22 protein-coding genes are annotated in these 24,528 nt (G+C 66.5%); 11 read left to right on the plus strand and 11 right to left on the minus strand.

Going from position 1 to position 24,528, the window contains the following annotated elements; all coding sequences use genetic code 11:
* Positions 1-47 precede the first annotated feature (47 nt).
* A complete protein-coding gene (locus HMI57_RS06155; RefSeq protein WP_171585068.1) occupies positions 48-1,964 on the plus strand; it encodes a heavy metal translocating P-type ATPase in 1,917 nt (638 codons plus the stop codon).
* On the opposite strand, the gene HMI57_RS06160 is transcribed toward HMI57_RS06155, so the two are convergent.
* Positions 1,909-2,331, minus strand: coding sequence for a pyridoxamine 5'-phosphate oxidase family protein (locus HMI57_RS06160; RefSeq protein ID WP_171585069.1), 423 nt, complete (start codon positions 2,329-2,331; stop codon positions 1,909-1,911). The two genes, HMI57_RS06155 and HMI57_RS06160, sit on opposite strands and share 56 nt — an antisense overlap.
* A 221-nt stretch (positions 2,332-2,552) precedes the next feature.
* Here HMI57_RS06160 and HMI57_RS06165 point away from each other — a divergent pair, with 221 nt between their 5' ends.
* Both HMI57_RS06165 and HMI57_RS06170 read left to right on the plus strand, forming a co-directional pair.
* Positions 2,553-2,825: a hypothetical protein gene (locus HMI57_RS06165; protein ID WP_171585070.1), complete on the plus strand. Its 273-nt coding sequence runs from the start codon at positions 2,553-2,555 to the stop codon at positions 2,823-2,825.
* Positions 2,822-3,472: a universal stress protein gene (locus HMI57_RS06170; protein ID WP_171585071.1), complete on the plus strand. Its 651-nt coding sequence runs from the start codon at positions 2,822-2,824 to the stop codon at positions 3,470-3,472. The genes HMI57_RS06165 and HMI57_RS06170 overlap by 4 nt, the downstream gene beginning before the upstream one ends.
* A gap of 12 nt (positions 3,473-3,484) precedes the next feature.
* Here the strand turns inward: HMI57_RS06170 and HMI57_RS06175 are convergent, their stop codons facing one another.
* The gene (locus tag HMI57_RS06175; RefSeq protein WP_171585072.1) at positions 3,485-6,094 is read right to left on the minus strand and encodes a DUF4153 domain-containing protein; all 2,610 of its coding nucleotides are present in this window, start codon (positions 6,092-6,094) and stop codon (positions 3,485-3,487) included.
* Positions 6,095-6,096: 2 nt separating this feature from the next.
* Positions 6,097-6,792 carry a response regulator transcription factor gene (locus HMI57_RS06180; protein ID WP_171585073.1) on the minus strand — a complete coding sequence of 232 codons (696 nt, stop codon included), beginning with the start codon at positions 6,790-6,792 and terminating at the stop codon, positions 6,097-6,099.
* Between the two features lie 227 nt (positions 6,793-7,019).
* Between HMI57_RS06180 and HMI57_RS06185 the strand changes: the two genes are divergently transcribed.
* The 3 genes from HMI57_RS06185 to cydD all read left to right on the plus strand — a co-directional run bounded on the left by HMI57_RS06185 (position 7,020) and on the right by cydD (position 13,116).
* Positions 7,020-8,615 (plus strand): cytochrome ubiquinol oxidase subunit I, encoded by a 1,596-nt coding sequence (locus tag HMI57_RS06185; RefSeq protein ID WP_171585074.1) that lies wholly within the window; start codon positions 7,020-7,022, stop codon positions 8,613-8,615.
* 101 nt (positions 8,616-8,716) lie between these two features.
* Positions 8,717-9,736: a cytochrome d ubiquinol oxidase subunit II gene (gene cydB / locus HMI57_RS06190; RefSeq protein ID WP_171585075.1), complete on the plus strand. Its 1,020-nt coding sequence runs from the start codon at positions 8,717-8,719 to the stop codon at positions 9,734-9,736.
* Positions 9,733-13,116 carry a thiol reductant ABC exporter subunit CydD gene (gene cydD / locus HMI57_RS06195; RefSeq protein ID WP_171585076.1) on the plus strand — a complete coding sequence of 1,128 codons (3,384 nt, stop codon included), beginning with the start codon at positions 9,733-9,735 and terminating at the stop codon, positions 13,114-13,116. Before cydB ends, cydD begins: the two co-directional genes overlap by 4 nt.
* Here the strand turns inward: cydD and HMI57_RS06200 are convergent.
* Entirely contained in the window at positions 13,113-13,514 is a 402-nt protein-coding gene (locus tag HMI57_RS06200) for a DUF1304 domain-containing protein (RefSeq protein ID WP_171585077.1), read from the minus strand. The two genes, cydD and HMI57_RS06200, sit on opposite strands and share 4 nt — an antisense overlap.
* Positions 13,511-13,966 (minus strand): cupin domain-containing protein, encoded by a 456-nt coding sequence (locus HMI57_RS06205; RefSeq protein WP_171585078.1) that lies wholly within the window; start codon positions 13,964-13,966, stop codon positions 13,511-13,513. Before HMI57_RS06205 ends, HMI57_RS06200 begins: the two co-directional genes overlap by 4 nt.
* An 86-nt stretch (positions 13,967-14,052) precedes the next feature.
* Here HMI57_RS06205 and HMI57_RS19505 point away from each other — a divergent pair, with 86 nt between their 5' ends.
* Positions 14,053-15,126: a helix-turn-helix transcriptional regulator gene (locus tag HMI57_RS19505; protein WP_171585079.1), complete on the plus strand. Its 1,074-nt coding sequence runs from the start codon at positions 14,053-14,055 to the stop codon at positions 15,124-15,126.
* 30 nt (positions 15,127-15,156) lie between these two features.
* On the plus strand, positions 15,157-16,599 hold the full coding sequence (locus tag HMI57_RS06215; RefSeq protein ID WP_216607179.1) for an APC family permease: 1,443 nt from the start codon (positions 15,157-15,159) through the stop codon (positions 16,597-16,599).
* A gap of 11 nt (positions 16,600-16,610) precedes the next feature.
* Here the strand turns inward: HMI57_RS06215 and HMI57_RS06220 are convergent, their stop codons facing one another.
* Positions 16,611-17,954: a Y-family DNA polymerase gene (locus HMI57_RS06220; protein ID WP_171585080.1), complete on the minus strand. Its 1,344-nt coding sequence runs from the start codon at positions 17,952-17,954 to the stop codon at positions 16,611-16,613.
* 8 nt (positions 17,955-17,962) lie between these two features.
* Entirely contained in the window at positions 17,963-18,394 is a 432-nt protein-coding gene (gene umuD / locus HMI57_RS06225; RefSeq protein ID WP_318779266.1) for a translesion error-prone DNA polymerase V autoproteolytic subunit, read from the minus strand.
* Between the two features lie 149 nt (positions 18,395-18,543).
* On the opposite strand from umuD, the gene HMI57_RS06230 reads away from it, so the two are divergent.
* Positions 18,544-18,981 (plus strand): hypothetical protein, encoded by a 438-nt coding sequence (locus HMI57_RS06230; protein WP_171585081.1) that lies wholly within the window; start codon positions 18,544-18,546, stop codon positions 18,979-18,981.
* A gap of 18 nt (positions 18,982-18,999) precedes the next feature.
* On the opposite strand, the gene HMI57_RS06235 is transcribed toward HMI57_RS06230, so the two are convergent.
* From HMI57_RS06235 to HMI57_RS06245, 3 genes are read right to left on the minus strand one after another with little or no spacing between them, the layout of a single operon-like run.
* Positions 19,000-19,566, minus strand: coding sequence for a GNAT family N-acetyltransferase (locus HMI57_RS06235; RefSeq protein WP_171585082.1), 567 nt, complete (start codon positions 19,564-19,566; stop codon positions 19,000-19,002).
* Positions 19,567-19,573: 7 nt separating this feature from the next.
* On the minus strand, positions 19,574-21,097 hold the full coding sequence (locus HMI57_RS06240; protein ID WP_171585083.1) for a CYTH and CHAD domain-containing protein: 1,524 nt from the start codon (positions 21,095-21,097) through the stop codon (positions 19,574-19,576).
* A gap of 54 nt (positions 21,098-21,151) precedes the next feature.
* Positions 21,152-21,772 carry an L-threonylcarbamoyladenylate synthase gene (locus HMI57_RS06245; RefSeq protein WP_171585084.1) on the minus strand — a complete coding sequence of 207 codons (621 nt, stop codon included), beginning with the start codon at positions 21,770-21,772 and terminating at the stop codon, positions 21,152-21,154.
* Positions 21,773-22,006: 234 nt separating this feature from the next.
* On the opposite strand from HMI57_RS06245, the gene HMI57_RS06250 reads away from it, so the two are divergent.
* Both HMI57_RS06250 and HMI57_RS06255 read left to right on the plus strand, forming a co-directional pair.
* Positions 22,007-23,218, plus strand: coding sequence for a S8 family serine peptidase (locus HMI57_RS06250; protein WP_171585085.1), 1,212 nt, complete (start codon positions 22,007-22,009; stop codon positions 23,216-23,218).
* Between the two features lie 20 nt (positions 23,219-23,238).
* A complete protein-coding gene (locus tag HMI57_RS06255) occupies positions 23,239-23,469 on the plus strand; it encodes a ketohydroxyglutarate aldolase (protein WP_171585086.1) in 231 nt (76 codons plus the stop codon).
* A 10-nt stretch (positions 23,470-23,479) separates the two neighbouring features.
* Here HMI57_RS06255 and HMI57_RS06260 read toward each other — a convergent pair whose 3' ends face one another.
* Positions 23,480-24,520: a hypothetical protein gene (locus HMI57_RS06260; RefSeq protein WP_171585087.1), complete on the minus strand. Its 1,041-nt coding sequence runs from the start codon at positions 24,518-24,520 to the stop codon at positions 23,480-23,482.
* Positions 24,521-24,528 lie beyond the last annotated feature (8 nt).

Genomic DNA, 24,528 nt, shown 5'->3' on the forward strand with positions numbered 1-24,528 from the left:
TCGAAAGGCACTTCCCGGCCGCAGGGGCGGTCGGGTCAGATGGGTAAATGCACCTTGTCAGCCGTTTCCCCCTGGTCACCGCCACCCTGATCGCTGGAGCGTGCACCGCCGCGCTCATCGTCGCCGGACATCCGGGTGCGGCGCAGCTCCTCGCAAGTAGCTTTGCCCTGGCGATAGCCGTCTACCGCTCCGTGGCGATGATCAAGGGACTACTGCAGGGTCAGCTCGGCATCGACCTCCTGGCAGTGGCCGCCATCGGTTCGACGGTCGCGGTGGGTGAATATGTTGCGTCGCTGATTATCGTGCTGATGCTGACCGGGGGACAGGCGCTGGAGGACTTTGCCCAGGGGAGGGCAACCAGAGAGCTGCGGGCGCTCCTTGACCGTTCGCCACGGGTCGCACATCGCGAAGTCGCCGGCGGATCGCCCGAAGAAGTCCTGGTGGAGGCCGTCCTCCCCGGGGAGATTCTCGTGGTGAAGCCCGCCGAGCTGGTCCCGGTGGACGGCACGCTGCTCTCGGCTGCAGGAACCTTTGATGAGGCGGCCCTCACCGGTGAGAGCCTTCCAGTGGATCGGGTTCAGGGCGAAGCTCTGCTCAGTGGGACGGTTAACGGGGCTGAAGCGGTGCGGATGGTCGCGACCGCGACCGCCGCCGCCTCCCAGTACAGCCAGATTGTGGCACTCGTCCGGGAGGCATCAGCCAGCCGTGCGCCGATGGTGAGGATGGCCGACCGGTACGCGGTGCCCTTCACGGTCCTTGCGTTCATCCTGGCCGGGCTCGGCTGGTTCGTCAGCGGGGACCCGGGCCGCTTTGCCGAGGTGTTGGTGGTTGCAACTCCCTGCCCCTTGCTGATCGCCGCTCCCGTCGCCTTCCTGGCCGGCACGAGCCGGGCCGCACGCGCGGGCATCATCATCAAGAATGCCGGAACCTTGGAACGCCTGAGCAGGGTCCGGACTGCTGTCTTCGACAAAACCGGCACACTCACGTCGGGGCGTCCAACGTTGTCCCGTGTGCGGGTTGCTGCCGGGGCCGCGACCAGGATGACTCCCGACCGGGTGCTGCAACTGGCGGCCTCGGCTGAACAGTATTCCTCGCACGTCTTGGCGGCGTCGGTCATTGAGGCGGCTGGGGAGCGCGGGCTGGCGCTCCTGCCTGCCACGAACGCGAGCGAACACGCAACCGAAGGTGTGAGCGCAGTGTGCAGCGCTGGCACGGTGGTGGTTGGCAAGCCCGGCTTCGTGCGGTCCCGCACCACGGGCTTCGAGCCGGCAACCCTCCTCGGCGGACAGCTTGGCATCTACGTGGGAGTCGACGGCGTGTTCGCGGGGTCACTGATCATGAGCGACCCACTGCGGTTGAACGCACCGCACACCCTGGCCGAGCTGAAACGGCTCGGGGTGACCGAAACGGTCCTCCTGACGGGGGACACCTCACTGACCGCCGGTCACATTGCCAGGGAGGCGGCGATCACGCGCGTCGTCGCCGATTGTCTGCCGGGCGACAAGGTGCGAATCGTCGCATCGCTCCCGTCGCGACCGGTGCTGATGGTGGGCGACGGTGTGAACGACGCGCCGGTCCTGGCCTCGGCCGACGTCGGCATTGCCCTGGGCGCCAAGGGTGCAACCGCGGCGAGTGAATCAGCGGACGTGGTGCTCCTGGTCGATGACCTGTCCCGGGTCGCCACTGCCGTAACGATCGGTCAGCACACTGTCCGGGTTGCGCGCACCAGCATCTGGACGGGGATCGTCCTCAGCGTTGGGCTGATGGTTGCGGCAGTGTTCGGAACCATCCCCGCCGTTACCGGGGCCCTGCTCCAGGAGCTGGTCGACCTCGCAGCAATCCTCAACGCGCTGAGGGCGCTGGGTGCCGGACGATCAGCGCGGACCCTGCCGGCGAAAGGTGAACCGGTCAGTAACGGTCAGGCTCCCCGCCCAGTTCAAAGTGGCGGCCGTGGACCGCTGTAGGGACGATCTCGACGTAGGTGTACTTCCGGGTGCCAGTCCACGGCTTGAGTGGGAGCCGATCGACGACGTCGACCTCGGACTGGGTGTCGATCACCCGAGCCACCCCCTTGACCACCACGCTCCGTGCTTCCGAGTCACCAATCTCGTCCACCTCAAAGGCCACGCGGTTGTTCACGGTGAGTTCCGCCAGCTTGGTACCCGGGTTGGTCCGAAAAAGAAGACGGTTGTCGTGGGCGAGGAAGTTGATCGGATAAATGTCGGGTGCGCCAAGCACGCTCACCGCCAGTCGACCGTGCTGGTTACGTTCAAGGACCCGCCAGGAGTCTTCGGCAGACAGGACAGTTCCAGGTCGCTCGTCATTCACCATCGGGTTCTCCTTTTGCAGCTATCCGACACACCAGGTTCGCGATCTTTGTGCTTCCAGCCTGCACCCGGGTGCAGGCGCACACTAGGGCCGAAGGGCACGGATCAGTGAATTTCTGCCGCCGACGGCGGGTACCGGGAGGGTGCTGGGCGGATCCGCAGGACGGCTCCGCCGGGACCAAGGACCCTAGGGCAGACCCGGCAGGGTTGAAAGAATTGGGGCAGATGCCGGGCCAGCGAGGAGGTGAATTCCGGCATGAGTGCATCCTCGGGATCACGATCAATCGTGTTGGCGTGGACCCGTCCGGGCCGATCAACGGTGCCCTGGACTGGGCGGCCGCACGTGCCTCCCGGATGAGGAGACCCCTGATCCTGGTGCACACCCTCGATGACTACTGGGTAGGACCGGAGTACGCCTACTATGACGACCTGATGCACCACGCCGTGATCTGCTGGAGAAGGCCGCGGACCGGGTACTGGAACGGGAGCCGGCGGTGAAGGTGTCCACCCGGCTGCTGATGGGCGAGACAGCGAATATCCTCTCTGACCTGTCCGAAAAGTCCAGTCTGGTGGTGGTTGGAACCCATGAGCTCGGTCAGTTCGAAGGGAACATTTTTGGAACCGTCAGTCTCCACGTGGCGGCGGCAGCCCTGTCGCCCGTGGCGGTAATCCCGGATGTCCCGCCGGAAGGACGATCCGGTGTGGTGGTGGGCCTCGACGGGTCTTCGCATTCCATCGCCTCGGTCGCCTATGCGGCGGCCGAGGCGGACCGCCTGGGCGAGGACCTGCGCGCCGTTTACGCAAGCGAATCCCCCAACCCCCGGCTGAGGGGTGCCATTCCGCAGGACGCGCTCACCCAGCGGATCCAGCAGGAGGAACAGGTCATCCTGGCGGAGTCGGTTGCGGGTCTGGCTGAGCAGTACCCCGACCTGACGGTGCATCAGCAGTTGGAACTCGCAGCCCCTCCCGCCGAGGCGCTGGTTGCTGCCGCCTCGTCGGCGAAGCTGCTGGTCGTGGGCCGACGGGGACGAGGGAAGCTGAAGCGGCTCCTGCTGGGATCGGTCACCCGCAACGTGCTGTTTCACATCAAGTGCCCCACGATCGTCACCCCGAACAGCGCCGCCGTCGACTTCCCCTACCGCTAGGCCGGACCCACGTCAGGGGCCGATCTGCTCCGCGCAGGTCGCCGGAGGGTTCACCCTGAGCGGCTCGACAATTTCAGCGGCGCGGTCCCGGCCCAGGTTCCACCCCAGCCAATCGTCGGACGCCTCGGTGGTTGGCTGCAGAGCGACCACACACTGCGCCACCCCCCTGGGCAGCCCCTCAACGACCGCGGGAATGGCGTCGGCGCCGAGGGTGGCGAGGTAGGCGACATCCAGCTTGCCGGTGAGCTCGTACCGCTCGATGTTCTGTTCCGCCACCCACGCCTCCGGGTTGGCCAGACCAAGGGCGAGTAGCAGGGCCGCGCCGGTGGCCAGCGCTGCGCGGGGGAGCCACCGTCCCGACAACCGCACCCCGGCGATCATCACCAGCACCACCAGCACGCCGAGCCACACTTCGAATGCGTCCACGAGCACGCGCAGCACAGTGAACCCGTAGGCTTGCTGATAGACGGACATGCGGTAGAGCGCCGACGCCACCACCACCAGGGTGAGCACCGACAACGCGCCGAGCATCACCCGCAGCAGGGTCCGGTCCCGGACGGTGGTCTGGGGCGCCTTGCGGACTGCGAGCGCAATCGTGGCCAGGGTCAGTGCCGTGGCGATGGTCAATTGGGCGAAACCCTGGTGGACGTAATCCGCGTAGCTCAAACCGGTGGTGCTCCGCACAAACGCGTGGCCTCCCCACATTGCCGAGGCCTGCGCGACGACGAACGCCAGGAACACGGTGACGACCACACCGACCGGAACCAGCCACTCCCACGGACGGGTGACAGGTTTCCCGGGTCGCAGGGCGAACTTCTCCACGAGGGGCGGGTTGAGGGCCAGGTAGCAGGCGGCGAGGACTACCCCGCCGACGACGAACCAGACGAAGGCACGCAGCACGAGGGTATCGGCAACCTGCACGTCGGGAAGGAGCGTCCGTACCCAGGAGCCAAAGACCGCGTCGCCGGAGGCGAACAGCCCCCCAAAGACGACCAGCGCGACCAGCGAGATGGCCCCGGTCCGCAGGATCGGCCAGAGCGCGCGCCGGTTGGTGGTGGCGGCCATGGTGCGGCCCAGCAGTGGGAGGCCCCGGATTCCGCTCAGCACCCAGGCGGCACCACCGGCGCACATTGGCAGGAAACGCCTCGCGTCGGTCAGTGTGGTGGTGACGAGGATCCCTGCTGACAGTACGGCCAAGACGGCCAGCCATTCGGCGTCGCGCAGGATAACGAGTGAACCCAGTCCCAGGCAGAGCGCAGCGGCCAGTCCGGTCCAGGGGCGGCGACGGTGGATGGACAGGGCCAGAACCAGCCCCCCGGAAACCAGGAGAACCAGCAGCGTGCCGAGGCCCAGCTGGCGGTTGGGCAGGACGACGGCGGCCAGCGCCCCGATCGCGAGTGAGGCGTACACCGGAAGCGGCGCGGTCAGCAGTCTGCGTTCCGGCCAGAACCGGTCCACCACCGTCTCCGGGGGGACAGACGCCGCCGGGTTCGTCGTCGCCCCGGCCGGCGACTCCGGGGGCGGGGCGGACGGTGGGTGGCCAACAGGGTTCATGGGTTTCTCCTCAGGGTGGGTCGCAGTGATCGGTTCCTCGGGACGGGGGCTGGGGGTGCGCGGGAACCGGGCCACGACCCGGGCTCCAGGTGTTCCGGGTGCGGCGGGGAGGGCAGCGATCGACCCACCATGAAGCTGCGCAATCCAGCTGGCGATAGCGAGGCCCAGGCCGGTGCCGCCGCTGCTGTCGTCGCCGACACCAAAACGGGTGAACACCCGCTGCGCCCGCTCCACCGGTATCCCCGGCCCCTCATCGGTGACTTCCAGGGACCATGAATCACCCGCCTCGACGGTGGCGCGGAGGGTGACCGTCCCGTTGCTGGGGCTGTGCCGCACAGCGTTGTCGAGGAGGTTGGAAACCACCTGGGCCAGGCGCGCGGCGTCGGCGGTCACCACCAGGCCGGCCGGTTCAACCGCGGTCGCCAAATTGACTGCCCGGCCCCCCACCGAGGCCTCGCTGACCGCCTGGTTCAGGAGATCAGCTACCCGGACCGGTGCCAGGTCCAGGGAGGTCGCGCCGCCGTCGACCCGGCTGACGTCGAGGAGGTCGGTGACCAGCCTGCTGAGCCGTTCGGATTGGGCGAGAGCCGATTGCAGGACGGCGTCATCAGGCTTCACCACCCCATCGACCAGGTTCTCGAGGAGGGCCCGCTGCGCTGCGAGCGGCGTGCGAAGCTCGTGGGAGACCGTGGCGATCAGTTGTCGGCGTTGCTGCTCATCGGTGGCAAGATCCGCGGCCATCGTGTTGAACGCCCGGGCCAGGATCCCCACCTCATCGGCCGAGGTCGCGGTGACACGGGCCGAATAGTCACCGGTGGCCATCCTGCCGGCCGCCCGTGTCATCTCCCGCAGCGGCGACGTCATCCCGCGCGCCAGCCACTGGGTCATCCCGAGCGCCGCGGCAAGCGTCGCGGGGAGGGTCAGCCAGCCGGGCACGCCGGCCCGGATGCCTACCTGCAGGACCACCACCGCGGCAATGATGCTCAATGCCACCAGAAGGCCGATCTTGACCTTGATGGACGCGACCGGGTCCAGGGGACGGCGGGGGCGCGAGGGGTTGACCGGCATGGTCACTGCTCCAACGCGTAGCCGACGCCGTGCACGGTGCGGACCCGGGCGGCACCCACCTTGGCACGCAGGGATTTCACATGGCTGTCGAGGGTGCGGGTGCCCCGGGCGTCCGCCCAGCCCCAGACCTCGGTCATCAGCGCCTCCCGGGTACGGACGGTGCCCGGCTGTTCGGCGAGCATCGCGAGGAGGTCGAACTCTAGGGGAGTGAGGTGGATTTCGACGGCGGCAAGCTGCACCTTCCGGGTGTCGCGGTGCAGGACCAGGTCACCGACCGTCAGCTCGGGTTCCCTGGCGGCGGCCAACTGGGCGGCACGGTCAACCCGCCTCAGCAGCGCCCGGACCCGCGCGACCACCTCCCGCATGCGGAACGGCTTGAGCACATAGTCGTCAGCCCCAACGCCGAGGCCAATCAGCAGGTCGGTTTCCTCGACCTTTGCGGTGAGCATCAGGACGGGGATGGGCCGCAGGGCCTGGATCCGTCGGCACACCTCAAGGCCGTCGTAACCCGGGAGCATGACGTCGAGGATGACCAGCTGTGGGTCGTGGTCGGTGTAGGCGGCGAGGGCCCCCGGCCCGTCGAAGGCGCTGACAGTACTGAACCCTTCGGCCGCGAGCCGGTCGGCGAGCGCCTGGTTGATGGTCGGATCATCTTCGACGATCAACACTGTGTGGGTTGTTTCGCTGCCGTTTGTCATGGTCCTGAGCCTACAAGCGTGGATCTGGACACGGTTGGGATGACATGTGGAGAACCTGTGAAGCTCCCGGATGTCCGATCGCCTCCCGGTTTCGCCACTATCTGACAGTTGTTCTACACTGTGTAGAAGTCAGCTTTTCTACACAGTGTAGAAACCACTGCGGTGGACCTCTGTGTGGAAACCCTGGATCGGTGGGCGGTAGCCCTGAATGGTTCAAAGGAAGTTGTATGGAAGCCCTGGAGCTTGCCCGATGGCAGTTCGGTATTACCACCGTTTACCACTTTCTGATGGTGCCCCTCACCATCGGGCTGGGGCTGCTGGTGGCCATCATGCAAACCATGTGGGTCCGCACCGGCAAGGCCCAGTACCTGAGAATGACCAAGTTCTGGGGAAAGCTGTTCCTCATCAACTTCATCATGGGGGTGGCGACCGGGCTGGTGCAGGAATTCCAGTTCGGCATGGCGTGGAGCGAGTACTCGCGGTTCGTGGGCGACGTCTTCGGCGCCCCGCTGGCGATGGAGGCGCTACTCGCGTTCTTCGTTGAGTCGGTCTTCCTCGGGCTCTGGATCTTCGGCTGGGACCGCCTCCCAAAGAAACTGCACCTGGCCACCATCTGGGGTGCCAGCACCGCGTCGATCCTCTCGGCCTACTTCATCCTCGCCGCCAACTCCTGGATGCAGCACCCCGTGGGCGTGGAAATGGTGGACGGACGCCCCGTCCTCGTGGACATCTGGGCGGTCCTGACCAACAACACCCTGCTGGTCGCATTCCCGCACACCATCCTGGGCGCGTTCTCGGTGGCCGGCGGGTTCCTGCTCGGCATCAGCTGGTACCACCTGTGGAAACGCCGCCGCGACGGCATCGACACCGTCGGCCCCGACGGCAAGGTGCTTGTCGGAAGCGTAGCGAAGACCGGACGGGATACCGCCGACCACCAGGTCTGGCTCCGCTCTCTCCGGATCGGCGCCCTCGTCGCCGTCGTCTCGTTCGCTGGCGTCGCCGTCACCGGCGACCTGCAGGCCAAGCTGATGTTCGAACAGCAGCCCATGAAGATGGCAGCGGCAGAAGCGGCCTGCCACGACGGGACCGGCTTCTCAGTGCTGTCGGTCGGCAACCTCGGCTCGCAGAACTGTGATGACATCGTGGCGGTCATCGAGGTCCCCGGCATGCTCTCCTTCATGGCGAACGGTGACTTTGCCACCGAGGTGCAGGGCGTGAACTCCCTGGTGCCGCAGTACCAGGAACAGTACGGAACCCACCTCCCGGATGACCCCATGTATGGGGAACGCGCCGGCATGGAAATCGACTATGTGCCGGTCATGGAAGTCACCTACTGGGGTTTCCGGATGATGATCACGTTCGGCGCGATGGCAGCGTTCGCCGCGGCGGTTGCCCTGTTCCTGACCCGCAAGGGGACGGTCCCGGAATCCAAACGGATCATGCAGCTCGCGGTCCTGGGGATCCTTGCCCCCTTTGGCGCCAACGCCGCCGGCTGGATCTTCACCGAAATGGGCCGCCAGCCGTTTGTGGTGGCACCCAACCCCGACCCCAACGGCATCGACAACGTATTCATGTTCACGGCCGCCGCCGTGTCACCCGGCGTCTCCGCCACTGAGCTCGCCATCTCCCTCATTGCTTTCACCGTCGTCTACAGCGTGTTGCTGGTGGTCGAGGTCAAGCTGCTCGTCAAGTACGTGCGCGGCGGCGTGCCCTCGGCCATGCCCGAACTCCTGCCGCACGATGACGGGCCCGACGACGATTCCGCCGGGGGAGACCCCACCCGGAAGAAGGGCGACGGCGATGTGCTGGCCTTCGCGTACTAGCCCCGTGTCCGTCAGCCCGATGTCCGCTACCCCGGTGCCGACTACCCCTGTGCTTCCCGCCGCGAACGCGGTGGTCCTGATCGATCGTCTGGAGACCTGAGATGGAATTTCTCCCCACCCTGTGGTTCGTCATCATCGCGTACCTCTGGACCGGGTACCTCCTCCTGGAGGGTTTCGATCTGGGTGTTGGCATGCTGATGAAGCTGTTCGCCCGCACCGACCAGGACCGGCGGGTACTACTGAATACGGTGGGACCGGTCTGGGACGGCAACGAGGTCTGGCTGATCACAGCCGGAGCGGCAACCTTCGCTGCCTTCCCCCTCTGGTACGCCTCACTGTTCTCTACCCTGTACCTTCCCCTGCTGCTCGTCCTGATGGGGCTGATCTTCCGTGCCGTGGGCTTCGAGTACCGGGGGAAGGGCAACAACGACGCATGGCGCACCCGGTGGGACTGGGCCATCGCGCTCGGATCGCTGGTCTCAGCCTTCGGCATCGGCGCGGCCCTGGCGCTGACGACGACGGGCCTGCCCATCAACGACAACGGTGACCGGGTGGGAGGGGCTTTCGCCTGGTTCAACGGGTACGCGGTCCTCGGCGGATCGGCCGTGGTGCTGTTCAGCCTGGTCCATGCCCTCGGATTCCTGGTACTCAAGACCGACGGCGAGATCCGTGAGCGTGCACGGCGGCAGTTCCTCCGGTGGATGCCACTGGGTGTGCTGCCGATGGCAGTCTGGGCGATTGTGGTGCACTCCTCGGGTGGCAAGACCGTGACCTGGTTCACGCTCCTGCTGGCCGTCGGGGGCGCCGCCTTTGCCTGGATCATGGCCCGCAGGCACCGCGACGGGTGGAGCTTTGTGGGGATGGCAGCCTTCCTTGCTGCAGGAACCACCACGATCTTTACCGCTGCGTTCCCAGTGGTCCTCCCGTCCACGCTCGACGCGGCGTTCGACCTGACCGTCGCCAACGCCTCCTCCTCGGGCTACACCCTGTCGGTGATGAGTGTCGTCGCGCTGGTGGGTCTGCCCGGTGTGCTGGTGTACCAGGGCTGGACCTACTGGGTCTTCCGCAAACGGGTCAGCCGGAGCCACATCCCAGCCGCCCACACCGTGAGAGCCCAGTGAGGCCGACGCTGCCGGTGGGCTCCGCCGGTCGACGGGCGCTCTACCTCCTCGGCCTGCTCGCCGCACTAAAAGCTGCGGGCCTGGTCCTCATCGCCCAGGCCGTGGCTACCGGTGTTGCCTCCCTCGCCGGGAGCGACCCGAGCGTCGACTTCCCGACCGTCCTCCAGCAGGGGGTGGCAGGGGCGGTCCTCCGCGCGTTGGCGACCTGGTGGCAGGAATCGGTGGCGCAGCGGGCCGCAGCAGGCTCGAAGGAGGAACTGCGCACCGCGATCGCCACCCGTGTCATGAACGACGGCGGCACCTCCGCTGACGCCGGGACGGGTGCCCTCAGCGTCCTGGTTACCCGAGGGCTCGACGGACTCGACAACTACTACACCAAGTACCTGCCGGCACTGGTCACTTGCGCAGTCGTTCCCCTCCTGATCGGTGCGCGTATTCTTGCCGCCGACTGGCTCAGCGCTGCCATCATCGTGGTGACCGTGCCTCTGGTGCCCGTCTTCATGATCCTGATCGGGCAACACACCCAAGACAAGGTACGGGAGGCCTCGGCGTCGCTCAACCGGCTGTCCGACCATCTCCTCGAACTGTCCCGTGGACTGCCCGTGCTGGTGGGGCTGGGCCGGGCAGGCGTCCAGACCGGGGCCCTCCGCGAGGTCGCCGGTCAATACCGGACCAGAACCCTTGAAACACTGAGGGTCGCGTTTCTGTCCTCCCTGGCCCTGGAACTTATCGCCACCATTTCGGTCGCGCTCGTGGCCGTGGTGATCGGGGTCCGGCTCATCGGGGGAGACCTGAGCCTCGAGATCGGACTCCTCGCGATCATCCTCGCTCCCGAGTGCTTCGCTCCGCTCCGGGACCTGGGTGCCGCTCACCACGCGAGTGAGGATGGCGTCGACGCGTTGGAACGGTCCCGCCGCGTCATCGATGCCCCACCCATCCGCAGCCTGCTGCCCTCGGGAGGGCACCGGACGGAACGGACGTCAATTACTGTCAGGGATCTGCGCGTCGGCTATGAGGGCCGCACGGGAAACGTCGTGGACGGTATCGATCTCACGCTGCCCCACGGAACCATCACCGCCCTCACCGGACCTAGCGGAACAGGAAAAACCTCGGTTCTCGAAGTACTCGCCGGCCTGCGCGGTGACGGAGCAGGCACCCGGGTGTCCGGCACCATCACCGGGATTACCCGGCCCCAGATCGCGTGGATTCCGCAACACCCGGTCCTCACCATGCCCACCGTTGCCGAGGAAATCGGCCTCTACTCGGGGCTGTCCGGTCCGGTGGAACGGCGGGCTGCGGCGGTACGCTCCCTCGCCTGCCTGGACAGCCTCGACCTGCTGGACGCCAGCAGCGGCGACCTGAGCCCGGGCGAGCTGCGCCGGGTTGCGGTAGCGCGGGCGCTCGCCAGGATCGAGCACACCGACGTCGCGTTGCTGCTCGCGGATGAGCCCACCGCCCATCTGGATGCACACGCCGCCCGGTCCGTGGAGACCGCGCTCGCAGCACTGCGTGGCCACACCACCGTCCTCTTGGTGGCCCACAATCCCGCGACCGCGTCGCTGGCGGACCAGGTGGTCACTGCCGGAGGCGGATCGGTGGGACGGGGCGATGGAGCCTCCCCCTCTAGAGCGACCCCGGTGGCCGCTCCGCTGCCGGTCAGCGAAGCTGTCCCGCGCCGTCGACCCGGCAGCGAACCGCTGACCCGGGCAGGAAGGGTCGCCCTGGCGCGCAATATCTCTATGGTTCAGCCGTGGCGCCCACGGTTTGTCTCCGCCCTGCTGTTCGGAACGGGAGCCACCCTGTTCGCCGTGGCGCTGACCGCCACCTCGGGGTGGATGATCGTGCGGGCCTCCGAACAGATTCCGATTCTCTACCTCCTCACCGCGATAGTGGGAGTGCGCTTCTTCGGGATTGGACGCTCGGTGCTGCGCTACTGTGAGCGACTCCGCCTCCATGACGCCATTTTCGAAAGCACCAACACGCTGCGGCTGCGGCTGTGGAATGGCTTGCTGGACCGTCCTGCCGCCTGGCGGAAACTCGCCCGCGGCGGCAAGGTCCTCGAACAGCTGGTCGGTGACGTCGACGAGCTGCGCGACCTGTCGCCGCGGGCGATCTTCGCGCCGCTGGTCGGCGTCCTCACGGCCCTCGCCGCGACAATCACGACCACCGTGCTGCTTCCAGCAGGCGTGGTCTGGCAGCTGGTGCTGCTCACCCTCTGCCTGGTGGTGGCGCCGGCGCTGGTCCTTGCCGCCGACCGCTCCTCGCGGCGCGCCGCGGTGGGGCTCAAGGCAGAAATTCTCGACACCACCTCGCGGATGTTCGCTGCGGCACCGGACCTGAGCGCCAACGCAGCCGACGGGGTGCTGCGCGCCGACGTCGCCCGGCTGGAAACGGCACTGTCGGCCAGGCTTGATCGCAGCGCCTGGGCCCAGGGGCTGGCCAACGGGTTGACAGTGCTCGCCTGTTCGCTGGGCGCCCTGGCCATGGTGGGCTCCGCCGCGGGGGTGGACCCGGCCGTGGCCGCCGTCGTCGTCCTGATGCAGTTGGCACTGATCGAGCCGTTCATCGCGGTCAACACGGCCGTCCACCAGTTCGGTGCGTGGCGGGCAATCGGCGATCGGGTACTGCCCGATCTGGGGTCGGCCGACATCCGGATGGAGAGGACCGCAGGGATCCCGGTCGACTCGCTCGAGCTCCGTGGTGCCACCTACACTTACCCGGCCCAGTCAACCCCCGCCTTCACTGGCGTGTCCCTGGACCTGAAGCGGGGCGAGTGGACGGCGGTGACGGGACCATCAGGCAGCGGGAAATCGACACTGCTGGGAGTGCTCCTCGGCTTCCTTCCGCTCAGCGGTGGCAGCTACCTCATCAATGGTGCACCAACCGGAACTGGTGAACAGACCCTAGCCGGTGAACCGAGCGGAACCCCGACCCCGTGCATCGCGTGGTGCCCGCAGGAGGCGCACCTGTTCCAGTCCAGTATCCGGGCCAATCTGGCCCTGGCCCGGGATTTGACGCAGCCACCGTCCGACGGCGAGCTTTATGCCGCCCTGGACCGTTCCGGACTGGGGGACTTTGTCAGGGCGCTCCCGGCAGGGCTGGACACGCAGGTGGGTCCAGGCGGCGCCTGGCTCTCGGGAGGGCAGATGCAGCGCCTCGCCGTCGGCCGTGCCCTGCTGACCCGGGCCGACGTCGTGTTGCTCGACGAACCCACCGCACACCTTGACCCGGAGGCCTCCCGCGACCTGCTGACTGACCTGCGCCGTGGTCTGGCGGACAAATTCGTGGTGATGGTGACCCACAGTCAGGATGAGGCTGCGCGATGCGAGACAGAGCTTGAGTTGACGCTTCAGCAGGAACTGGTGGAGGCCGCCCGCTAGAGTGCCGCGCCGATCAGGGCGATCAGGGGAGGCAGCCCCTGGCCAAGTGCCCCGCCCAGCCCGGTCCCCTTCGGACGTCCCAAGGCCATCCGGTCGGCGATGAACAGGACGACTCCGGAGAGGAACATGAACCAGCAGACATAGATCACCAGGGTGCCGCCGACGGTTTCATTACCCGTTGCCCACAGCGCCACGCCCACCAGGATGCCCGCGGCGAGGAACAGGTTGTAGAAACCCACGCCAAATGCCCACAGCCGGACCGCTGGAACATCGGCGGTGGCCGTGAGGAAGATCCGGTGATGCACCCCTGGACGTTCGAAGAGCACTGCTTCCCAGAGGAAGACCACGATGTGGGTGAGTGCTGCGATCAGTGCGAAGGTCCACACGATCCCGGTCATGGCAGGCCCTCCACCGTGACGGCATGCCTGGCCAGGACCTCGCGAAGGTCACCGGCCGCGTCTTCCAGCGATCGCCCCCGGGGAATAGCGGCGTCGAGGTCCGCGTGAAACCGGCCCATCGATCCGGTCAGGCTGATGACCAGGAAAGTGGCCGACGGCGTCAGCACCGTGAACGTGTGGAGTGTGTTTGCGGGGATGGACAGGGAACTCCCCGGCCCCAGGTCGTACGCCTCATCCGTCACCTGGACGATCATTCGACCCTGCAGCAAATAGTAGGTTTTGTCCCAACCGGTGCGGTGCAGCGGCGTCGTGGGCCCCCGGGGCGCCGACACCTCGAACAGTTCATACTGATCGGCCGTGTGGGCAGCGCCTACCTTGATGGTCAGCACCGCGTCGGGGGCTGTGAGTTCTGTGCCGTCGCCGGCGGCCGTGTACTGGACTGTGGTTTCCATGCGCCCACGGTAGGCTCACCGGTGCCGGGGGTCGATCCCAGAATTGTGGGGATGTGGTGCTGGCCCAGCAGTGCCATAATTCTGGTGTGTGGGACGAACGTGCCTCCCGCCTCCGCCGGGAGATCACCCAGCTCGCGGCCGCCGGACTGGGCGCCAGCGAGCTCCACGCCGCGGCCATTGAACTGGTGGGCAGGACCGTCAGCTCAGAACTCACCTGTTGGGCGACCATCGACCCGGAAACGCGGGTGATCAGTTCGATGGTCAGCGGCGAGAACCGGATCCCGCCCGAATACGAGCCACGGCTGGCGGAGGCGGAGTATTCCAGCGACGAACCGCACAGTTTCGCCACGCTGGCCCGTGACGGGGTGACCCTGGCCCGGCTGTCCGAACTATCGGCCGCCGACCGGCGCCGCAGCACCCGGCTGCACACGATCTGGCGCCCGCTCGGGCTGGATGAGGAACTCCGTGTCATGTTCCGCGCCGACGGCGTGTGCTGGGCTGCCGCAGGAATGGTCCGTGCCGGTGCCGACTTCACGGCGCGCGAGACGGAGTTCCTGACGGCGGTCGCCCCGGCCATCGGGTCGGCGACCCGGCTCGCGGTCCGCGCAGAAGCGCGAGGCGGTGCGGGCCCCGGCCGGCCGGCGGTCGTGATCATCGGGTCGGACGGCCGCCTCCAGGGCGTCACCCCCGACGCGCGGGAATGGCAGGACAGGTTGGAAGCAATAGCCCCCGGCAGGTTCAGGGTGATGATGCAGGTCATGGCATCGGGTTCCCGGTCCTCGGAGTCCGGATACTTCAGGGCACGGCTACGGGACGCTGACGGCCAGTGGGCCATCCTCCAGGCCAGTACGCTCCTTGGTGGCGAGGATCATCAGGTGGCAGTGGCCATCGAACCGGTCACCGGAGACCAATTGGTGGGGCTGATGCTGGTGGCGTATGAGCTGAGCGCCCGGGAACGGGAGATCTGCCGCGAGGTGATCGGCGGGCACCCCACCACGGAAATTGCCAACCATCTGTTCATTTCGGTCCACACGGTGCAAGATCATCTCAAGTCGGTGTTCGCGAAGGTGGGGGTCCGCAGTCGTGGCGAGCTTGTCGCGCGGTTGCGCCCCGACAATCCCGAGGCTTTCACCACCGATCGGCAGTTCGCTCGGCTCTGACCAGATAGACCCCCAGCGCGGAGGTGAAGGATGAGCACCGCTTCTGACCCCAGTTCGAACCACCCAGGAACGGCTACAGCGCGCGACAGCGACCAGACCACCCTCAAACGGGTCCTGGGCCCGAAGCTGCTGCTGCTGTTCATCGTCGGCGACATCCTCGGTGCGGGCGTCTACGCGGTCACCGGCACCATGGCGGGAACCGTCGGCGGGATTGTCTGGTTGCCGTTCCTGCTGGCTTTCGTCGTGGCGACGATGACCGCCTTCTCCTACCTGGAACTGGTCACCCAGTACCCGCAGGCAGCTGGCGCCGCCCTGTACACCCACAAGGCGTTCGGCATTCACTTCGTCACCTTCCTGGTGGCCTTCGCCGTCGTCTGTTCGGGCATCACCAGCGCTTCCACGTCCGCCAACGTGCTGTCCCAGAACTTCTTCGGCGGACTCGAGGTCAACGGCTGGCTGGAAGTGCCCGGACAGGGCGTGATCACCGCCGTCGCCATGGGGTTCATGATCCTGCTGGCAGTGATCAACCTCCGTGGGGTGGGGGAGAGCGTGAAATTCAACGTGGTGCTCACCCTGGTGGAAATGATCGCGCTGTGCATGGTCATTGGTGTGGGGTTCTTCGTGATGACGCAGGGGACAGGGAACATCGAGCAGGTCTTTGTCTTCACCGATTACCAGGACAAGGGATTGTTCCTGGCCGTCACCGCCGCGACATCGATCGCCTTCTTCGCGATGGTCGGGTTCGAGGACTCAGTCAACATGGTCGAAGAGACGAAGGACCCCGAACGCATCTTCCCCCGCGCGATGCTGACCGGTCTGGGCGTGGCAGTGATTCTGTACATGCTCGTGGCAGTGTCGGTTGTGAGCGTCCTTTCACCCACCGAGATCGAGGGCATCCGGGAGGCGGAGGGCGCGGCGCTCCTTGAGGTGGTGGCCAAGGGCTCACCAGACTTCCCTATCGACCGGATCTTTCCCTTCCTCGCTGTCTTCGCCGTAGCGAACACCGCCCTGATCAATATGCTGATGGCCAGCCGCCTGATCTACGGGCTGGCCCGCCAGTCTGTCCTACCGAAGCCTCTGGGAGCTGTCCTGCCAGGGCGCCGCACTCCCTGGGCCGGCATTGCCTTCTCCACCCTCCTGGCTCTCGGGCTGATCTGGTACGTCACCAGCGATCCGGACAGCAACATCGTGGCGAACCTGTCAGGGACCACCGCATTCCTGCTGCTGTGCGTCTTCACGGTAGTGAACGTGGCCTGCGTGGTCCTGCGCAGCAAGCGGGACAGGAACCGCAAAGTGTTCTTCACGTCGCCAGGGCAGCTGCCCCTCGTCGCGGCGGTCCTCTGCGCCTTCCTGGCCGGGCCGTGGGTGGACCGGGACGCGGTTCAATACCAGATTGCCGGTGGCCTGATGCTGATCGGGGTCGCCCTCTGGTTTGTCACCTGGCTGATCAACCGCAGGACCAACGCGAGCTAGCCAGCCCTGAACTAGCCAGCCCTGACAATGGCCAGTTCGTCCCATTCGGTGGTGTACCGCGGGGAGGAGTAGCGGCGGCTCATCGTCCAGTCGGCCGGCGCGCTGATGCCGGCCCGTCCCAGTCCGATACTGGTGGCACCGTATCTGTCGGTCACCTGCCCCAGGAGGGCTCCGATGTTGCGCCGCTCATGCACCGAGACGAAGGCGTCGAACTGCGGCTGGTAGCCGGCGGGGGAGAGATCGGTGAGCATCACGCCGGCCCGCGCGTACGGCGCGCCCTCAATAAACGGCCCGTCGAGGGCGCCGACGGCGGCGCGGGTCAGTACCAGCGGATCGGCTGTCGGAGCGGCCAACCGGAGCGCCACCGAGGGAAAGGAGGAGGCGGTGTGGTGGAACGGCGACGTCCCCGCGAACACCGTCATGCTCTTGGCCAGCTGGTTCGCCCGGGACAGACGGATGGCCGCTGACTGGGCATAGAGGCTCATCACCTGGTGCATGCCCTCCAGCGTGGTGACCGGCGTCGAGAAGGACCGCGAGAAGATCATCTGCCGTTTGTCGGCGCGCTCCGTTTCCAACTCGATGCAGGGGATCCCACGCAACTCCAGGATGGTCCGCTGCATGAGAACCGAGAACTTCCGCCGCATCAGGACCGGATCCGCTGCGCGCAGGTCGGCGATGGTGAAGACCCCAATCGCGTTGAGCCGTTTCCCTAGCCTGCCCGCGATACCCCAGATGCCGGTCACCGGTACCCGGGACATGATGTGGTCGATATGGGCGTCGGGCATGAGGTCCAGGTTGCACACCCCAGCCATTGCGGGGTTCTGTTTCGCCACCCGGTTGGCGAACTTGGCGAGCGTTTTCGTGGGCGCTATTCCCACGCACACCGGGAGGCCCGTGTGCAGGGCCATCGCCGTCCGGATCGCTGTTCCCTGCTCCTGTAACTCCCGCGGGGACCCCGACAGGCCGAGGAACGACTCATCGATTGAATACACCTCCTGCCACGCCGCAAAACGTCCCATCAGCTCCATCGCCCGGGCACTCAGGTCGCCGTATAGTTCGTAGTTGCTGGACCGTTGGATCAGCCCCCACCCGCGGGCCTGGGCTGCGATCTTGAACCAGGGCTCGCCGAGGGGGACGCCCAGTGCCTTCGCCTCGTTGGAGCGTGCCACCACGCAGCCGTCGTTGTTGGACAGGACGACGACGGGCACGCCCGCCAGCCGGGGGTCGAAGACCCGTTCGCAGCTGACGTAGAAGCTATTGACATCCACCAGCGCTATCCGGGAGGTTCCGGTTCGCCCCGCCGCCGCAGCCGAGGGGTGGTGACCGGGGTTGTCCCGCGGGGTACGGTCAGCCATGGTGGTGCCTAGACGTAGTGGAGGCAGCGGGTCACGACACCCCACACCGTCAGGTCAGAAAGTTCGGCCACCGTGATGTCGGGGTAGTCCCGGTTGTCGGCTTTGAGAATGACCCCGGCGGCCCCAAGGTGCAACCGCTTGATCGTCAGTTCACCGTCGAGGATCGCCACCACCACCGACCCGTGGAGGGGAGTGAGGGAGCGGTCGACAATCAGTTCGTCGCCGTCGTTGATGCCGGCGCCGGACATGCTGTCCCCAGAGACCCTCACAATGAACGTGCACGTGGTGTCCTTGATGAGGTGCTTGTTGAGGTCGATCCCGCCGTCGTAGTAGTCCTGAGCCGGTGACGGGAAGCCCGCCGGAACGGAGACCGGACTGACGTCGGTCAACTGCCCGGGCGGGGTTCCCTGCAAAGGGGCAATCTGGGCTACGACTGTCACGGGATCCCTTTTACTAGAACATATCTTCGAACTTAATCAGGGTAGCACTCGGTGGCCCCCCGGATGCTAGATTTCACGAGGACGCGGCAACGCTACGGGGGCGATTTGCCGGCCGGGCTGCCGCCTGTACATGAAGTAGGACACGAGTAATGGACTGGATCTTGATCCCCGTGCTGGCCGTCGTCGCGGCTGGCTTTGGCTTCGCCGGTGGATGGGCGGCCCTGATGGTCGACCGCAAGCGGAGCACCCCGCCGGCCCCACCGGCCCGTGAGGTCGAGCCTGCCGAAGCGCCGCGGGTGAGAGAAGCCGATTGGGCCGTGTATTGGCAGAAGGACAACATCTGGGTGCTGACCAACACCGGTTCCGCCAAGGCCACGGGGGTGGATGTGCAGTTCGAGCAGTTCGCTGTCGACTCATCGCACCTGCGGAGCACCATGCAGACCTCCGGGGAAGCCACCTTCAGTGGGTACCTTCGGGGCAAGAAGCCAGCAGTCCTGATTTCCTGGACCACCGAGGACGGCGAGCAGCGTGGGCCGTTCCGTCGGGCGATTCCCCTGCAGGGCAACCGCCGCTGGCAGGACTGGTGACCCCGGCCGTCGTCGGACTCACACCGGGTCGAGTACCCGGCCAACAATCCAGGCGTGCTTGCCCACCTGACGGTGGCGGGTAAAGCCACAGTCCTCGAACAACTCGACGGTGGCGCTGAACAGGAAATGGCCGTGCGCGGTCCGGCCGGCCGTCACCTCGGGGATCGCCTCCACCAGGCCGCCTCCCCGCCGCGCGATCAGGTCCAGTGCCCCCTCGAGTGCCGCCCGGGCAATACCCTGCCCCCGGTGCTTCTTGTCGACGTAGAAGCAGGTGATCCGCCAGTCCGGGATCGGCGGCTCGTCCTTGAGATACTCCCGTTTGTGTTTGATCCGGGTGAGCTCACGGGGACTACCGAACTGGCACCAGCCCTGCGCCTTGCCGTCGTCGTCGAATACCAGCGCAGCGTGCGCGCGGTCGGAGAACACCCGTTCCCGTTTGGCCTCACGGTGGTCGAGGCCCCGTTCGGCACCTTCCGGATGGAACCCAATGCACCAGCAGCCACCGAACACGCCGTTGTTGCGTTCCATCAGTTCAGCGAAGGCGTCCCAGGTCGATGGGTCGAGGGGGCGGACGGTGTGGGGCATGGTCAGCTCACTTTGAGTTCAATTGCTTGATCATCTTTCGAAATCGGGCTTCAGCGGCTCGTTGGATTGAACTTTCAGCCTCGAAGAGGACACCGTAGGAGAACGAGTTCTCCCGGGCCCGATGCGCAGCCCGGCCTGATTTGAGAACATACTGCTGGAACAAGACGCTGTCGCGGTGGATGCCCAAGGTGTTCTGGATTTTCTCCGATGCCTTCATTGATTTACCCAACGTGCGGCCGAAACTGAATCCGGATGCCCCGGCGACCGCCCTGATCGCGTATCGCAGCCGCTTTGACCTCTTCCGCACATCATGCAGCAACTCCAACTGCGCGTCCAGATCGGCTTCACGGTTGGCTCGGCGGGCTGATTTCACCACACGCGTTTGCTGATCTTCGACCGCCCGTGGCAGCCGCGACCTGGCCTTGCCACCGTTGCTCTTGCCCTCGGCCAACGGGAGCCTGGAAGCGAAATCGTCGAGGGCGTCAAGCATTCTGAAGTACTCGGCCGAATTCAGCTCCCGGAGCACCCTGGCAAACGCTTTTTCATAGTCGGCGGCGGCAGTCCCCTCCAGTCGCCTGATGGCGTGCCTGGCGATGGTTCCCTGCGGCTGACGCGCGATGCCCTCACGAATGAGATCCTGCATTACCTCCGCGTCCCGGGCAGCGCCCAGATTCCTGCCCAACGACTGGAGCCGTCCTTCGAGGTCAGACGTCTGGTCCTTGTCCAGCAGGTGCCCGTAGGTCTTGAGCATGCTCCTCAAGGTCCTGGTGCGGACCCGCAACTGATGAAGGGCGCCTTCCTGGTGCCGGCGCACCCGGAGGTCGCAGGTCTTCAGCTCCGCGGTCACCTCGCGGAAGGAAGCGGAAAGGACATGACGAACTGACCCCGGTTTGCCGTCGAGTGGAGCCATCTCCGGTACGCCGCCCATCGCCCGGGCCAACTTCGGTTCACCGCTGGCCGGTGACGCGTTGGCGTTCAGGACGAGATGCTCTACGGCGTCGAGCAGTGCCGTTTGCTTCTTGGTCGAGAGCCGCTCAACGCCCACCGCTTCGGCTTCCCACTCCCGCCACGAGCGTTCGACACCGGTGGTCAGGTCCTGGGCATCCACGACGTCGTCGCTGAGCTCGATCAACACGTTGCCTGTCGGGTCGATCAGGTTCGTGATGGTGCAGGTGGTCGTGAGGCGGGCCACTGGTGTGAGGTTTTGATCTCGGACATGGACGCGCACCAGGTCGATCACCTCGGCAGGTGGGGCCTCGTCGGCGCCCGGAAGCGGCACCAGCACTTCGAGTCGGTGCTGCCCTGCGGGGAACTTGGTGTGCCAGCCTTCGTCCTTGCCGCCGCGGCGGCGCCGCAGGGTGATCCCGTGCCGCAGGAGCGCCCGGTCTTCGAGATCGTAGTAAACGGCTTCCAGCACCACCGTTCCCCCGTCCACCCCTATCACTCCGTCGAGACCGGAGAAGTCGGGTACCACCTCCGCTGGGCCGACGTCGTACTTGCGTTCGATCTCGAGAGTTTCGGTGTGTGCCATGAGCCCATTATTGCGCGGCGCTCCAGAGGGCGACTACGCACCAGGCTTTCCCGGTTACTCGAAGCGGGAGGGGTCACCCATTCCGTGCCGGACTACCTCAGCAACACCGCTGGAGTAGTCAATGACGGTGGTCGGCTCGGCACCGCAGTCCCCGGAATCGATAACGGCGTCCACCTGGTGGTCGAGTTCCTCCTTGATTTCCCAGCCCTGCGTCAGGGGTGTTTCCTGGTCGGGGAGCAGGAGGGTGCTCGACAGGAGCGGTTCGCCCAGCTCGGCGAGGAGTGCCTGAACCATCCGGTGATCAGGGATGCGAACCCCCACGGTCTTCTTCTTGGGGTGCAGCAGCCGGCGTGGCACTTCCTTGGTGGCGGGCAGGATGAAGGTGTAGCTTCCCGGTGTCACCGCCTTGATACTGCGGAACACGTCATTGTCGATGTGCACAAACTGGCCCAGCTGGGAAAAGTCCTTGCAGACCAGGGTGAAGTGGTGCTTGCTGTCGAGCTTCCGGATGGACCTGATGCGATCCAGCGCGTCCTTGTTTCCCAACTGGGCGCCCAGTGCATAACAGGAGTCGGTGGGGTACGCGATCAGCCCACCGGACCGGACGACGTCGACTATCTGGGCGATCGCTCGTGGCTGCGGGTCCTGCGGGTGCACATCGAAGAATTTGGCCATGCCAAGAGCATACGTCGGGCTGCGGCCCCCGAGTCATACCTGGAGGTGCACTGGCGGGAGCAAACCTGCGGGGCGCGATAACACGGAAGTAACACGGCGGGCGCTACCTTGGCGGTGTTCCGGGGATAGTGCGTCAGGTCGTTTGCCTCGGGGCCTTGTCCGCGCCGATTGATCCAGGGAAGCTTTTCTCCGAGAAGCCTTTATCCCCCAGAACCCCAGAGGTAGAGTGCCACAATGATTGAATCTGAGTCCTCCGGCAGCCGCTCCCGCGGACAGGAACCGGAAACCACCGGTCGTTTCATCGTCGTCTTCGCCGATGCGGAACAGGATGCACCAGGTTTCCTGAGGTCCGCAGGGATGGCCAGCGTGGCCGACTCCCGCGAGTTCGGGTCCCGCGCAGCGACGCCCGACCAGACCGAGGGCGCTGACGCCACCGTCTTCTCCCGGCTGGGGGTGGCAGTGGTATCGGCGGACCCGCAGCAGGCACGGGCGCTGCGCTCCTCGTCCGACGAAGGCACGATCATCTCGGTGTCGCCCGAGCTGATCCACCACGTGCTGACCGAGTCACCGGGGGAGCCTTCGACTCTGTTCCAGGACACTGACGAACTGACGTGGGGACTGCAGGCGGTCGCAGCCGACACCTCACCGTGGAGTGGGGCGGGCATCCGGGTGGCGGTCCTGGACACGGGGTTCGACTCCAGTCACCCCGATTTCGCCGGACGGCAGATCACCACCGAATCGTTTGTGCCAGGGGAAACGTCCCAGGACGGCCACGGCCACGGAACCCACTGCATCGGCACGTCCTGTGGACCGCGCTCGCCGGAGGAGGGGCCAGCCTACGGGGTGGCGTTCGAAGCGGAAATCTTCGCCGGGAAGGTCCTCGGTGATTCGGGGTCCGGCAGCGACAGCGGGATCATCGCCGGCATTGACTGGGCGATGGCCAACGAATGCGCGGTCATCTCCATGTCACTCGGAGCCGACATTGCGCAGGTCCACCCGCCCTACACTGCAGTGGGGCAGCGGGCCCTGGATCAGGGGTCGCTGATCATTGCGGCCGCGGGAAACAACGCCGACCGGCGGCAGAACGATTTTGGGTTCGTGGGTGCGCCAGCCAACAGTCCGTTCATTCTGGCGGTCGGAGCGCTCGATCAGCAGCTTGAGATGGCGTTCTTCTCCGCCCGCACGCTGCCGGTCCGCGGTGGGCAAGTGGACGTGGCGGGCCCCGGATTCCAGGTCTATTCGTCCTGGCTGATGCCAGACCGGTACCGGAGCATCAGCGGAACGTCGATGGCCACGCCCCACGCGGCCGGCATCGCCGCGCTCTGGGCACAGGCCACGGGCTACCGGGGTCGGGAACTGTGGTCGCTCCTGGCGCAGGAGAGCCAACGCCTCCTGCTGCCCTCGGTCGACGTCGGCTCCGGCCTCGTGTTGGCGCCGCAGGACTAGCGACGGACGGTCCACGACAGATGAACTTCACCGTCACGGTGCAGGACTCGCACCGTTCCGAAATCCAGGACGTCGCTGAACGGTTGCGGGCCCGCGGGCTGGAGGTCGATCGTGTCCTGGAAGCCGTCGGCATGATCACCGGTTCCGCACCCGAGGACCGCCAGGCGGAGCTTGAGGCAGTGGACGGAGTGTCGTCAGTGGACGGCGAGGTGCGGTTCCTGCTGCCTCCGCCGGACAGCGACATCCAGTAGCTCCGGCGGACTACTGGCCGTTCCCGTCGGCCGTCGAACCGGTCTTGCCGCCGACGTCGTCGAGCACGTTCTGCGCCTGGCGGTCCACCAACCCGGTGAACAGTTGCTGCGCTGCGCCGAACGTGATGGCCCAGGCGACTATCTGGGCCGGGTTGTCGAGGTCACTGAGACCCGGGACAAAGCCGCCCCGCATCAGCTGCAGCCCCAGGACAGCGGTCAGCGCGCCGGCCGGCAGCTTCAGGATCGCGAGGGCCAGCGGCAGTCCGTAGGGAGTCGAGGTCCCCCGGACGTTCCTGAGCGACGCGGCACCCGAGACGGCCGCGGCGATCAGCCCGAACGCCTCAATGAAGAAAACGTCCCACGGACGGGGACGGTCGCCGGTGGGGCAGGCGGACCCTCCGGACGGCTCGAAGCACAACCGCAGCTCCTCGGGGCGGAACCAGCCGGCGACGGCGAGCGCCACTGCCAGGATCGTCAGCACCAGTGCGCCCATGAAGAGCACATTGCGGAAGCTGCGGACCCGTGAGAACTCCTCCCGGGACTCCAGACATGAGGCCCTGAACGCGGCCACCAGTGTCATCCGTGCCGACTCGTCGAGCGGGGCTCCTGCTGCGGCTTCCACCACCTTCTCAACGGCGACCCGGTGCGGATCCAGCCGCGGCAGATGCCGCCGCACGTGGGCCTGGATGCCCGGCAGCTGCGACTGGACGTAGCTCAGCGGGGCCCTGAGCAACAGCGCCACCTGCGCGGCATCCAACTGGCTGAGGACCCGTTCCACCACCGCCCCGTTGAAGGAGGTCTGGATGGCGGGCGACCGTTCCGATGCCACGGCTGTGGCCGCGTTCAGATGCCACAGGATCGCGTGATCGAGGGCGGTCTTCGCGCTGGCCTGACCGGGGCTCAGCCCGACGGGCGGGTCCGTCAGGCTGATCCATTCGGCGAGGGTCCGCAGTTGGGCGGCCGTGGTGATCGACTGTTCCCGCCAGGTGCGGTTGGTCGGCGGTCCCAGTGGGGGTGGCAACAGCGGCTGGGATGTGACGGGCTCAGACATGACACCCC

The organism is Arthrobacter sp. 260 (assembly GCF_013116745.1).
Classification (GTDB): domain Bacteria; phylum Actinomycetota; class Actinomycetes; order Actinomycetales; family Micrococcaceae; genus Arthrobacter_D.

Bases quoted from the DNA above. Each gene is read 5' to 3' on its own strand.
- HMI57_RS06245 (WP_171585084.1), bottom strand. From the start codon at position 21,772: ATGGCCAAATTCTTCGATGTGCACCCGCAGGACCCGCAGCCACGAGCG.
- HMI57_RS06200 (WP_171585077.1), bottom strand. From the start codon at position 13,514: ATGACCGGGATCGTGTGGACCTTCGCACTGATCGCAGCACTCACCCAC.
- HMI57_RS06155 (WP_171585068.1), top strand. From the start codon at position 48: ATGCACCTTGTCAGCCGTTTCCCCCTGGTCACCGCCACCCTGATCGCT.
- cydB (WP_171585075.1), top strand. From the start codon at position 8,717: ATGGAATTTCTCCCCACCCTGTGGTTCGTCATCATCGCGTACCTCTGG.
- HMI57_RS06240 (WP_171585083.1), bottom strand. From the start codon at position 21,097: ATGGCACACACCGAAACTCTCGAGATCGAACGCAAGTACGACGTCGGC.
- HMI57_RS06165 (WP_171585070.1), top strand. From the start codon at position 2,553: ATGCCGGGCCAGCGAGGAGGTGAATTCCGGCATGAGTGCATCCTCGGG.
- HMI57_RS06255 (WP_171585086.1), top strand. From the start codon at position 23,239: ATGAACTTCACCGTCACGGTGCAGGACTCGCACCGTTCCGAAATCCAG.
- HMI57_RS06235 (WP_171585082.1), bottom strand. From the start codon at position 19,566: ATGCCCCACACCGTCCGCCCCCTCGACCCATCGACCTGGGACGCCTTC.
- HMI57_RS06260 (WP_171585087.1), bottom strand. From the start codon at position 24,520: ATGTCTGAGCCCGTCACATCCCAGCCGCTGTTGCCACCCCCACTGGGA.
- HMI57_RS06180 (WP_171585073.1), bottom strand. From the start codon at position 6,792: ATGACAAACGGCAGCGAAACAACCCACACAGTGTTGATCGTCGAAGAT.
- HMI57_RS06175 (WP_171585072.1), bottom strand. From the start codon at position 6,094: ATGCCGGTCAACCCCTCGCGCCCCCGCCGTCCCCTGGACCCGGTCGCG.
- HMI57_RS06230 (WP_171585081.1), top strand. From the start codon at position 18,544: ATGGACTGGATCTTGATCCCCGTGCTGGCCGTCGTCGCGGCTGGCTTT.
- HMI57_RS06220 (WP_171585080.1), bottom strand. From the start codon at position 17,954: ATGGCTGACCGTACCCCGCGGGACAACCCCGGTCACCACCCCTCGGCT.
- HMI57_RS06160 (WP_171585069.1), bottom strand. From the start codon at position 2,331: ATGGTGAATGACGAGCGACCTGGAACTGTCCTGTCTGCCGAAGACTCC.
- HMI57_RS06215 (WP_216607179.1), top strand. From the start codon at position 15,157: ATGAGCACCGCTTCTGACCCCAGTTCGAACCACCCAGGAACGGCTACA.
- HMI57_RS06250 (WP_171585085.1), top strand. From the start codon at position 22,007: ATGATTGAATCTGAGTCCTCCGGCAGCCGCTCCCGCGGACAGGAACCG.
- HMI57_RS06185 (WP_171585074.1), top strand. From the start codon at position 7,020: ATGGAAGCCCTGGAGCTTGCCCGATGGCAGTTCGGTATTACCACCGTT.
- HMI57_RS06205 (WP_171585078.1), bottom strand. From the start codon at position 13,966: ATGGAAACCACAGTCCAGTACACGGCCGCCGGCGACGGCACAGAACTC.